General features: G+C 74.5%; 7 protein-coding genes and 1 pseudogene. 5 read left to right on the forward strand and 3 right to left on the reverse strand.

The annotated features are described in order from the left end of the window. Together FM076_RS34040 and FM076_RS34045 are read right to left on the reverse strand one after the other, a co-directional pair. A pseudogene (locus FM076_RS34040) lies at positions 1-193 on the reverse strand (DUF5691 domain-containing protein); the annotation flags it as partial. A gap of 215 nt (positions 194-408) precedes the next feature. Beyond that, complete coding sequence (locus tag FM076_RS34045; RefSeq protein ID WP_243274579.1) at positions 409-2,061, reverse strand: SWIM zinc finger family protein; 1,653 nt, start codon at positions 2,059-2,061, stop codon at positions 409-411. Positions 2,062-2,259: 198 nt separating this feature from the next. Between FM076_RS34045 and FM076_RS20510 the strand changes: the two genes are divergently transcribed. From FM076_RS20510 to sucD, 5 genes are all read left to right on the forward strand, one after another. Beyond that, complete coding sequence (locus FM076_RS20510) at positions 2,260-3,438, forward strand: AAA family ATPase (RefSeq protein ID WP_173872437.1); 1,179 nt, start codon at positions 2,260-2,262, stop codon at positions 3,436-3,438. After that, entirely contained in the window at positions 3,435-6,494 is a 3,060-nt protein-coding gene (locus FM076_RS20515) for a DUF5682 family protein (protein WP_243274580.1), read from the forward strand. The genes FM076_RS20510 and FM076_RS20515 overlap by 4 nt, the downstream gene beginning before the upstream one ends. Next, a complete protein-coding gene (locus tag FM076_RS20520) occupies positions 6,491-7,777 on the forward strand; it encodes a vWA domain-containing protein (protein WP_243274581.1) in 1,287 nt (428 codons plus the stop codon). Before FM076_RS20515 ends, FM076_RS20520 begins: the two co-directional genes overlap by 4 nt. A gap of 198 nt (positions 7,778-7,975) precedes the next feature. Next, entirely contained in the window at positions 7,976-9,148 is a 1,173-nt protein-coding gene (gene sucC / locus FM076_RS20525; protein WP_173872438.1) for an ADP-forming succinate--CoA ligase subunit beta, read from the forward strand. A gap of 36 nt (positions 9,149-9,184) precedes the next feature. Next, positions 9,185-10,069, forward strand: coding sequence for a succinate--CoA ligase subunit alpha (sucD, locus tag FM076_RS20530; RefSeq protein ID WP_173872439.1), 885 nt, complete (start codon positions 9,185-9,187; stop codon positions 10,067-10,069). A gap of 353 nt (positions 10,070-10,422) precedes the next feature. Here sucD and FM076_RS20535 read toward each other — a convergent pair. Then, positions 10,423-11,434 (reverse strand): RNA polymerase sigma factor (locus FM076_RS20535; RefSeq protein ID WP_173872440.1); only part of this gene is annotated, 1,012 nt, incomplete at its 5' end.

Below are 11,434 nucleotides of genomic sequence, written 5' to 3' on the forward strand. Positions count from 1 at the left end.
CGGGGACGGGCCGTTGCCGGGGGACGGCGGGCCGTGCGCCGGCCCTGCGGCGCACGGTCTCGGCCGCCGCCGCGTCCAGCAGCGCCGTCACACTGCCCCCCGGCGGGCGCCTCCGCTCCGCGCCCAGCAACGCCGCGCCGACCATCTCGGCCCAGTCCCCGGCCGATCCGGCCCCGCCTCCGGTTGCGTTCACCCGCTTACCCCCGTCCACCTGCGGCCCTGATCCCGGCCTGGCCCCGTCCCCGGCTCCACCATTGACCCCGTTTCCGCCACCGGTCCCGTTTCCGCCACCTGTCCCGGCACCGATCCCGGTAGCGATTCGCCCTTCGACCGACACGTTGTCCCGCTCCCCAATCCGACGCCGCCCGCACCGCGAGGCCGCCACCCGTCCGCTGCCCGTTTGCCGTCTCACAGGGCGACGGGGCGTCCGTCGCTCCACGCCGTGTGCGGGAAGAAGCCGCGGTGGCCGCATTCGCCGAAGACCGTGACCGGTCCTTCGGCGGACATCGCGAGCAGTTTCCACAGCCCTGCCGTGCCGGTGCCCGGCGCGACGGGCAGGGCGTACTCGTCCACCGGCGAGGCGAGTTGCCAGCCGGCACCCGGACCGGCCCCCGGTCGCGGCCCGACCGGTCCCGGGCCCGGTCCCGTGCCCGACGCCGTGTCCCCCTCCCCAGGCGGGGGGACCGGCACCACGTCGCGCAGGACGAACGGCCAGCTCTCCAGCCACGGGTCGTCGCGCAGGGCGTCGGCGTAGCTCTCCAGCGCTTCGGGTATGGCGCCGCCCGGTGGTGCGGAGCCGGGCCGTGGTGAGCCGTGCCGTTCACCGAGTGCGGCGCGCAGCCGCCCGGATCCGGGGTAGTACGCGAGGTCGGCGTCCAGCGCAGCGCCCACGGGAAGGGCCAGCTCCGGGGCGCGCCCGCCCGCGCCGTAGGAGAGGAGCAGCGCGGGGCGTCCCGTCGCACGGCCGTGCAGCCAGATGCGGCGGACCGTCAGACGTCCCTCGTCGCTGTCCCGCTGGGCGAGCACCAGCCACTCGTCACGGACCAACGCGTCCGGGTCCGCGAGGAGTTCCGCCGCCTCCACCGTGAGGCCCACACGGGTGCGGACCGTCTCGGCGAGCGGGGCCGGCAGCGCGTCGGCGCCCGCCCAGCCCCGGGCGAGGAGATGGAGCAGCGCGCACTCGGCCAGCAGACGTTCGGGCCAGCCCTCGCCCGAGCCGGGGAGCGCGCCCAGCTCGCGGACGCGCGCGGCCAGCCCGGGGGCCTGCGCGTCGACCATGCGTGCCGCCATCTCCTCCCACGGCGCGTACCCCGCCTGCTCGGCGCCCGCGAGGCCGCCGCGCAGCAGGTCGAAGAGCCGCTGCTCCAACTCCTCGGTGCCCGCGGTGATCCGTGCCGCGCGCTGTGCGGCACGGCGGCGCGCCGCCTCGGCGCGCGCCTCGGCATCCTGGGCGCCATCCTGGGCGCTCGCCGCGCCCTCGTCCCCCGCCGCCCCGGAACCGGTGCCTTCTCCGGAGCCGGCACCTTCCATCGAGCCGGCGCCTTCTGCCGGACCGGCACCCTCTATCGAGCCGACGCCTTCTCCGGAGCCCGTGGCTTTTCCAGATCCGGAGCCCTTTCCGGGGCCGGTGGCCTTTCCAGGGCTGGAGCCGGAACCGGAGTTGGCGGCGGAGCCGGGGCCGCGTCCGGCCGCCTTCTTCTCCGCGCGTCGCCGACGGCCGCTGAGCCAGTCGTCCGCCCACTCGGGCGGTTCCGCGCCGTCCGCGACGGCCGTCTCGTCCGCCGCCCACAGGAGCAGCAGCCCGAGCGCGTGCTTGCACGGGAACTTCCTGCTGGGGCACGAACACGTGTAGCCCGGGCCCTGTCCTCCGTCCAGGTCCACCACCGTCCGGTACGGCTTGCTGCCGCTGCCCTTGCACAGCCCCCACACCGCGCCGCCGCCCGACCCCGCCGCCGACCACGGGCCGGGCACGGCCAGCTTGCCGCCCGCGCGTCGTGACGCGTCGTCGGGCGCCAGCGCTTTCACCTGCTCCGCCGTCCAGCGGACCGCCTGTCCACCCATGCCGAAAACGGTAGGCGCCGCCACTGACAACGCCCCCTCAACTTCCCGTCGCCGCAGGTCAGAAGCGGTTCGGAGGCGATTGTCAGTGGCGGGGTGCACAGTGGTTCACGGGTCGGCCGAGGCGCTGCGGCGCGGGGGCTTCTTCCTTGGCCACGCCCTGCCTTTTTCCGTGACAGAGCCCTGCGTTGAGGGGGAGTTGTGACCGAGAGCCATCTCGCAGACCCGGCCGCCGAGTCCGCCGGGCCGTCCGGGCCCGCCGCGCCCGACGGTGCCTCGCCGGCCGGTTCCGGCGCCGCTGCCGCCGCGCTGCGGCCCCACGCCGAGGACGCTTTCGCGGACGAGCTGGCAGCCCTCGCCGAGGCGGACGACCGGCCGCGGCCCGCGCGGTGGCGGCTCTCGCCGTGGGCCGTGGCGACGTATCTGCTGGGCGGCGAGCTGCCCGGGGGCAAGGTCATCACGCCCAAGTACGTGGGGCCGCGCCGCATCGTCGAGGTCGCGGTCAGCACTCTGGCGACGGACCGGGCGCTGCTCCTGCTCGGCGTGCCCGGCACGGCCAAGACGTGGGTGTCGGAGCACCTGGCGGCAGCCGTCAGCGGCGACTCCACGCTGCTGGTGCAGGGCACCGCAGGCACGGCGGAGGAGGCGATCCGCTACGGGTGGAACTACGCGCAGTTGCTCGCCCAGGGCCCCAGCCGCGAGGCGCTGGTGCCCAGCCCGGTGATGCGGGCGATGGCGGAGGGGATGACGGCGCGGGTCGAGGAGCTGACGCGCATCCCCGCCGACGTGCAGGACACGCTGATCACGATCCTGTCGGAGAAGACGCTTCCGATCCCGGAGCTGGGCGAGGAGGTGCAGGCGGTCCGCGGCTTCAACCTGATCGCGACGGCCAACGACCGTGACCGGGGGGTCAACGAGCTGTCGAGCGCCCTGCGCCGCCGCTTCAACACCGTGGTGCTGCCGCTGCCCGAGACGGCGGAGGCCGAGGTGGAGATCGTGGCGCGGCGCGTCGGACAGCTCGGCCGCTCCCTCGATCTGCCGCCGGCGCCCGAGGGGTTCGACGAGATCCGCCGGGTGGTCACCGTCTTCCGCGAGCTGCGCGAAGGCGTCACCGACGACGGGCGTACGAAGCTCAAGAGCCCGTCCGGCACGCTCTCGACGGCCGAGGCGATCTCGGTGGTCACCGGCGGCCTCGCCTTGGCGGCGCACTTCGGGGACGGCGTGCTGCGCGCCGGTGACGTGGCCGCGGGCATCCTCGGGGCCGTGGTGCGGGACCCGTCCTCGGACCGGGTGGTGTGGCAGGAGTACCTGGAGGCGGTCGTGCGCGAGCGCGAGGGCTGGAAGGACTTCTACCGCGCCTGCCGAGAGGTGTCCGCATGACGGCTGTCGGTGAGAGCGCCGCCGCACCCGCGGACGCCGCCTCCGCGGGGACGGGCGGGCTCGCGGGGACGGACGGGCTCGTGGGGACGGGCGGTGTGCGCCCGGGCACGAGCGGGTCCGGGGGGCCGGGACGGCGTGCGGCCGGGCCGCTGCTGCTGGGGGTGCGGCACCACGGTCCCGGCTCGGCGCGCGCGGTCCTGGCCGCCCTGGAGGCGTACGAGCCGCGTGTCGTCCTGGTCGAGGGCCCGCCCGAGGGCGATGCGGTGGTCGCGCTGGCGGGGGACGCGGCCATGGTCCCGCCTGTCGCGCTGCTGGCGCACGCCGCCAACGAGCCGGGGAGGGCGGCGTTCTGGCCGCTGGCGGAGTTCTCCCCGGAGTGGGTGGCGATCCGGTGGGCGGTCGGGCGCGGGGTCCCGGTCCGCTTCATCGATCTGCCCGCGGCCCACACCCTGGCCATGGGGGAGCGGGAGGCCGGGGCGCGGGGCGAGGAAGCGGGCGAGGGCGGTACCGAGGGGGACGAGACGGTCCCCGGCGGCTCCGACGGGGGTGGAGCCGCCGGGGACACGGCACCGGGGACGGCACCGCCCGCCGCGCCCGCCCCGCACGGCGACCAGGGCGACGCGGACCAGGCCGGTCGCAGAGGAGGCGGCCACACGGGAGCCGACCGCAAGGGCGCCGGTCCAAAGGACGCGGGCCAGGGGAGTGCGGGCCATCCGGGTGCCGGGCGCGGGGGCCGTGCGGACGGTGTGCGGCTCGACCCGCTGGCGGCCCTCGCCGAGGCAGCGGGGTACGACGACCCGGAGCGGTGGTGGGAGGACGCCGTCGAGCATCGCGGGGGCGGGCCGGGTGAGGGGCAGTCCGGCGCGGCGCCGGGCGCGTCGGCAGGGGCCGCTGCTGACGTGGCCGATACGACGGACCCGGCCGACACGGACGCCGCGACCGACCCGGATGTCGCGACCGACCCGGCCGGCCGGAACGCGCCCGGCGAACCGCGTGCGCCCGGCGAACCGCGTGCGCCGGGTGCACCTCGTCACCCGTACTGGCGGGGCAAGCCGTACGAGCAAGGAACGCCGTACGGGCAGGGAAAGCCGTACGGGCAGGGAAAGCCGTACGACCCCTACGAGCCGTTCGCCGCGCTCGGTGAGGCCATGGCCGAGCTGCGGGCCGTGCACGGGGACGGCGGCCACGAGCGGGACCTGCTCCGCGAGGCCCATATGCGGCTGCGGCTGCGGGAGGCGTGCAGGGAGTTCGGGGAGGCGGCGACGGCCGTGGTCTGCGGCGCCTGGCACGTGCCCGCCCTCGCCCGCCCCGCGACGGTGACCGCCGACCGCGCGCTGCTCAAGGGGCTGCCCAAGGTGAAGGCCGAGGTCACCTGGGTTCCCTGGACCCACCGGCGGTTGTCGCGCGAGTCCGGGTACGGGGCGGGGATCGCCTCGCCGGGGTGGTACGCGCATCTGTTCTCCGCACCGGACCGGCCGGTGGTGCGCTGGCTGACCAAGGTCGCGCGCCTGCTGCGGGAGGAGGACTACGCGGTCTCCTCCGCGCACCTGATCGAGGCCGTACGGCTCGCGGAGACACTGGCCACCCTGCGCGGCCGTCCGCTCGCCGGGCTGACCGAGACGACCGACGCGATAAGGGCCGTGCTGTGCGAAGGGTCCGACGTGCCGCTGGAGTTGGTGCGCGACCGGCTCGTGGTCGGTGAGGTGCTGGGCGAGGTTCCCGAGGCGGCACCGGCCGTGCCCCTCCAGCGCGACCTGGCGCGGCAGCAGCGCGCGGTGCGGCTCAAACCGTCCGCCGCCGAACGCGAGATGGACCTCGACCTGCGCAAGGACACCGACGCCGCGCGCAGCCGCCTGCTGCACAGACTGCGGCTGCTCGGCATCGGCTGGGGCGAGCCGGTGCGCTCCCGCACCGGCAGCACGGGCACCTTCAAGGAGAGCTGGCGGCTGTGCTGGGAACCGGAGTTGTCGGTGCGGGTGGCCGAGGCGGGCGTGTGGGGGACCACCGTCCATGACGCCGCCACCGCCAAGGCCCGCTCCGAGGCGACGGAGCGGGCGGGCACCTCGCTGGCCGACGTCACCGCGCTGGCCGAGCGCTGTCTGCTGGCGCAGTTGCCGGAGGCGCTGCCCGTCGTGATGCGCGTCCTGGCCGACCGCGCCGCGCTGGAGTCCGACGTCGGCCACCTGGCGCAGGCGCTTCCCGCGCTGGTGCGCACCCTGCGCTACGGGGATGTGCGGGGCACCGACGCGGGGGCGCTCGCCGAGGTCGCCCACGGGATGGCCGAACGGGTCTGCGTGGGGCTGCCGCCCGCCTGCGCGGGGCTGGACGACGAGGGCGCCCGCGACATGCGTGCCCACCTCGACGCGGCGCACCAGGCGGTGAACCTGCTCGCCCGCGACGAGCGCGCCGGTGAGGGGTTGCCCGGCACCGGGGAGGCGCTCGCGGACCGCTGGCGGGGCGTGCTGCGGGTGCTGGCCGGGCGGGACCGGATTCCGGGGCTGCTGCGCGGCCGGGCGGCGCGGCTGCTGCTGGACGACGGCCGGCTGGACGACGACGAGGCCGCGCGCCTGATGAGCCTGGTGCTGTCGCCGGGTACGCCGCCGGGCGAGGCCGCCGTGTGGATCGAGGGGTTCCTCTCGGGCGGCGGGATGCTGCTCGTCCACGACGAGCGGCTCCTGGCCCTGGTCGACCGCTGGCTGACGGGTGTGCCGGCGGAGGCGTTCACGGATGTGCTGCCGCTGCTGCGCCGGACGTTCGCGGAGTTCGAGGCCGGGGTCCGGCGCACCGTCGGCGAGCTGGTGCGGCGCGGCCCGGTGGGGGAGGGTGCCCGGAGCGGGTCCGGCGCCGGGGACGGGCTGCCCGGTTTCGGCCCGGGGCTGGACGCGCGGCGGGCGGACGCCGTGCTGGAGACGGTACGGCTGCTGCTCACCGGGGGCGGCGGCACCGACGGGCCGGACCTCGGTGACGGCACCGGTGACAGGGCCGGGACGGGGACCGGGGCCGGGGCCGGGGCTGGTGTGGGCGGGCCCGGCGAGCGGGAGGGAGCACGGGCATGACAGAGGGGACGGACGCGGTGGCCGCTCAGGGGGCGCGGGTGAGTCACCCTCAGGAGGAGGGAGCGGTGCCCGCTCAGGCCACGGACACGGCGGCTCCGCGGGAGGCCGGGGCGGGGCCGGGGACGGCGCCGGACGGGGAGCGGCTGCGGCGCTGGCGGCTGGTGCTCGGCGGCGGTGAGGCGGACGGCACCGGGTGTGCGCTGGGCGGCGCCGACGGCGGCATGGACCGGGCGCTGGAGGCGGTGTACGGCGGGGGCGGCTCGGGCTCCGGTCCCGGTGGCGGCGGGAGCCGGGGCGGCAGCAGCGGCGGACTGGGGGCCTCCGCCCCGCACGTCTCCCGCTGGCTGGGCGACATCCGCACCTACTTCCCCAGCTCCGTGGTGCAGGTGATGCAGCGGGACGCCATCGACCGGCTCGGGCTGTCCGCGCTGCTGCTGGAGCCGGAGATGCTGGAGGCCGTCGAGCCGGACGTGCACCTGGTCGGCACACTGCTGTCGCTCAACAAGGCGATGCCCGAGACGAGCAGGGAGACCGCCCGCGTGGTGGTGCGCAAGGTGGTCGCCGAGCTGGAGAAGCGGCTGGCCTCCCGGACGCGCTCGACGCTGACCGGGGCGCTCGACCGCTCCGCGAAGGTCAGCCGCCCCCGGCACCGCGACATCGACTGGGACCGCACCATCAGGGCCAACCTGAAGAACTACCTGCCCGAGTACCGCACGGTCGTTCCCGAGCGGCTGATCGGATACGGGCGGGCTGCGAGGGCGGTCAAGAAGGACGTGATCCTGTGCATCGACCAGTCCGGTTCGATGGCGGCGTCCGTCGTCTACGCCTCGGTCTTCGGCGCGGTGCTGGCGTCCATGCGGACGCTGGAGACGCGGCTGGTCGTCTTCGACACCAGCGTCGTGGACCTGACGGAGGACCTCGACGACCCCGTGGACATCCTCTTCGGCACCCAACTGGGCGGCGGTACCGACATCAACCGGGCGCTCGCCTACTGCCAGTCCCGTATCAGCCGCCCGGCCGAGACGGTCGTGGTGCTGATCAGCGACCTGTACGAGGGAGGGATACGGCAGGAGATGCTCAAGCGGGTCGCCGCGATGAAGGGGGCCGGTGTTCAGTTCGTCACGCTGCTCGCCCTGTCCGACGAGGGCGCGCCCTCCTACGACCGCGAGCACGCCGCCGCGCTGGCGGCGCTGGGGACCCCGGCCTTCGCCTGCACCCCCGACCACTTCCCCGAGGTGATGGCGGCGGCCATCGAGAAGCGCCCGCTGCCGGTGCCGGACTGAGCCGCTGCCGGTCCCGGGCGGCCGGGGAGGGGTTGTGACCGTTGTCACCGCGTATGTGTGAGGTGCGATTTAGGCAGCGCACGCACGCGGGGCTAACCTGCAAGGCGGACATGCCGCGCGACCCGTGGACGCCGCGGCCCTGCGGCACGCCCACGCTGACAACGACCGCGAGACCACTGATTAAGGGGACGGACGCGCGTGGACCTGTTCGAGTACCAGGCGAAGGACCTCTTCGCCAAGCATGACGTACCGGTGCTGGCCGGTGAAGTCATCGAGACACCTGAGGCGGCGCGCGAGCTGGCCGAGCGGCTCGGGGGCCGGGCAGTCGTCAAGGCGCAGGTCAAGACCGGCGGCCGGGGCAAGGCCGGCGGCGTCAAGCTCGCCTCCGACCCGGCGGACGCGGTCGAGAAGGCCGGGCAGATCCTCGGCATGGACATCAAGGGCCACACGGTCCACAAGGTGATGCTCGCCGAGACCGCGGACATCGCGGAGGAGTACTACGTCTCGTTCCTCCTCGACCGCACCAACCGCACCTTCCTGGCCATGGCCTCCGTCGAGGGCGGCATGGACATCGAGGAGGTCGCCGCCACCAAGCCGGAGGCGCTGGCCAAGATCCCGGTGGACGCCATCGAGGGTGTCACCCAGGCCAAGGCGCGGGAAATCGCCGAGGCCGCGAAGTTCCCGGCCGAGCTGATCGACCAGATCGCCGACGTGCTGGTCAGGCTGTGGGACGTCTTCATCAAGGAGGACGCCCTCCTCGTCGAGGTCAACCCGCTGGTCAAGACCGCCGACGGCAAGATCATCGCGCTGGACGGGAAGGTGTCGCTGGACGCCAACGCCGACTTCCGCCAGCCCGAGCACGAGGCGCTCGAGGACAAGGCCGCCGCCAACCCGCTGGAGGCCGCGGCCAAGGCCAAGGGCCTCAACTACGTCAAGCTCGACGGCCAGGTCGGCATCATCGGCAACGGCGCGGGCCTGGTCATGTCCACCCTCGACGTCGTCGCGTACGCCGGTGAGGCGCACAGCAACGTCAAGCCGGCCAACTTCCTCGACATCGGCGGTGGCGCCTCGGCCGAGGTCATGGCCAACGGTCTGGAGATCATCCTCGGGGACCCGGACGTGAAGTCGGTCTTCGTGAACGTCTTCGGCGGCATCACCGCCTGCGACGCGGTCGCCAACGGCATCGTGCAGGCGCTGGAGCTGCTCAAGTCCAAGGGCGAGGACGTCACCAAGCCGCTGGTCGTGCGCCTCGACGGCAACAACGCCGAGCTGGGCCGCAAGATCCTGACCGACGCGGCGCACCCGCTGGTGCAGCAGGTCGACACCATGGACGGCGCGGCCGACAAGGCCGCCGAGCTGGCCGCCAAGTAAGCCCGGACGAGACCGAACGAGGACACCGACAACACCATGGCTATCTTCCTCACCAAGGAGAGCAAGGTCATCGTCCAGGGGATGACCGGCTCCGAGGGCCAGAAGCACACCAAGCGGATGCTGGCCTCCGGCACCACCATCGTCGGCGGCGTGAACCCGCGCAAGGCGGGCACGACCGTGGACTTCGACGGCACCGAGGTGCCGGTCTTCGGCGGCGTGAAGGAGGCGATGGAGAAGACCGGTGCGGACGTCACCGTCATCTTCGTCCCGCCGAAGTTCGCCAAGGACGCGGTCGTCGAGGCGATCGACGCGGGCATCGGCCTGGCCGTCGTGATCACCGAGGGCATCGCCGTCCACGACACCGCCTACTTCTGGGACTACGCCTGCCAGAAGGGCAACAAGACGCGGATCGTCGGCCCGAACTGCCCGGGTCTGATCACCCCCGGCCAGTCGAACGCCGGCATCATCCCGTCCGACATCACCAAGCCGGGCCGGATCGGCCTGGTCTCCAAGTCGGGCACGCTGACGTACCAGATGATGTACGAGCTGCGCGACATCGGCTTCTCCACCTGCGTCGGCATCGGCGGTGACCCGGTCATCGGCACCACGCACATCGACGCCCTCAAGGCGTTCGAGGCCGACCCGGACACCGACCTGATCGTCATGATCGGTGAGATCGGCGGTGACGCGGAGGAGCGCGCGGCCGACTTCATCAAGGAGAACGTGACCAAGCCGGTCGTCGGCTACGTCGCGGGCTTCACCGCCCCGGAGGGCAAGACCATGGGCCACGCCGGCGCCATCGTCTCCGGCTCCTCCGGCACCGCGCAGGCCAAGAAGGAGGCCCTTGAGGCCGCGGGCGTGAAGGTCGGCAAGACCCCGTCCGAGACCGCACGCCTGGCACGGGAGCGCCTCAGCGCCTGAGTGAGTGCCTTGAGCGCGTGGGTGCCTCAGCGCCTGAGTGAGTGCCTTGAGCACGTGGACGCCTCAGCGACTGCCTCGGCCCGACTGGGTGCCTCGGCCCCTTGGTGCCTCGGTGGTACCGAGCGGCTGGCGTGCCCGGTGGGGGCCGGGCGCCCTGGCCAGGCGGCCGGCCGCCTTGTCGCGCGGGAGACCGTACGACCGCGGTGGACGACCGCGGGAGAACCGGGTGGACGACCGCGTGAGGTCCGCGCGGAGACGTGAGGTCCGCGCGGAGAACCGCGTAGGGACTGGGCGAGGACGGACCGTGTGAGGACCACTCGACGGGTCCGCGTCCCTTCGGGGGCGCGGGCCCGTCAGCTGTTCCGGCCGCCCCCGGGGACCGCCTGCGGGAAGTCGTGCGGCTCGACGCGCTTGTTGGTGGACCGGAGCTGGGGGAGGTAGGCGTGGTCCGCGGGCTCGCCCCGCTCGGCGTGCTCCTCATGGACACGGCCGCCCGGACCGGTCTCGCCGGCCCCGCCGGTATCACTCGTACGAGTGGTTCTCCCCTCCATCTCGCCCGGGAATGTCGCCGGGGCGAACGTCCGGGGCACCGGTGCCGGGCTCTTCGGCGGGCGGCCGGTGTCCGTCGTCATCAGGGTGAACGCCGTCGCCGCGGCCACGGTCGCGGTCAGCCCGACCGAGGCCCGCGTCCACAGCCGCGTCGTCCGCAGACTGCCGCGCCGTACCAGACGCGGCGGCACCGGGCGCACGGGCTGGGCGACGGCCAGCTCGCGCAGCGTACGGGCGAGCACCGCGCCGCGCTGCCGACGCGGTGTGCGCGCCAGGGTCGGCCAGCCCTCTTCCAGCGCCGCCCGCCCATGGGTCACCCGCCCCGCCGCAGCCTCGATGCTGCACTCCGCCTCGGCGGCCGTCTCGGGCAGGGTGAGCCCGAGCCCGTAGTGCAGCAGCAGTGCGGCACGGTAGCTGCGCGGCAGCCCCAGGAACGCCTCCAGCAGCGCCCGGTCCTCGGGCGGGCCGGGGCAGGCGTCGGGTGAGCGACGGCGCGGATGGAACCGGTGCCAGGGGGAGAGGGCGTAGTCGTAGGCCGTCGCCCGTACGGTACGGGCCGGGTCGCCCGCGGCGAGCACCTTCGGCCAGTGCTGCCACGCCTGGTGGAACGCCCACCGCACCGCCAGCTCGGCCACCCGCCGGTGCCCCGACAGCAGGTACGCCTGCCGGGTCAGAGCCCTGGCCTGCCACAGATACAGCTCGTCGAACGCCGCCACCGGGTCCGACGGCAGCGACGGGGGCGGCCCGGCCGTCCGTACGAAGTCGTCCACCGGCCCGGCCACACCCGCCCGCACCTCGACGTGCGGCGCCACCTCG

Source organism: Streptomyces albus subsp. chlorinus (assembly GCF_013302895.1).
In the GTDB taxonomy this organism is placed as follows: domain Bacteria; phylum Actinomycetota; class Actinomycetes; order Streptomycetales; family Streptomycetaceae; genus Streptomyces; species Streptomyces chlorinus.

Excerpts from the sequence above, each read along its gene's own strand:
- FM076_RS34045 (WP_243274579.1), bottom strand. The coding sequence starts at position 2,061 with ATGGGTGGACAGGCGGTCCGCTGGACGGCGGAGCAGGTGAAAGCGCTG.
- FM076_RS20520 (WP_243274581.1), top strand. The coding sequence starts at position 6,491 with ATGACAGAGGGGACGGACGCGGTGGCCGCTCAGGGGGCGCGGGTGAGT.
- sucD (WP_173872439.1), top strand. The coding sequence starts at position 9,185 with ATGGCTATCTTCCTCACCAAGGAGAGCAAGGTCATCGTCCAGGGGATG.
- FM076_RS20515 (WP_243274580.1), top strand. The coding sequence starts at position 3,435 with ATGACGGCTGTCGGTGAGAGCGCCGCCGCACCCGCGGACGCCGCCTCC.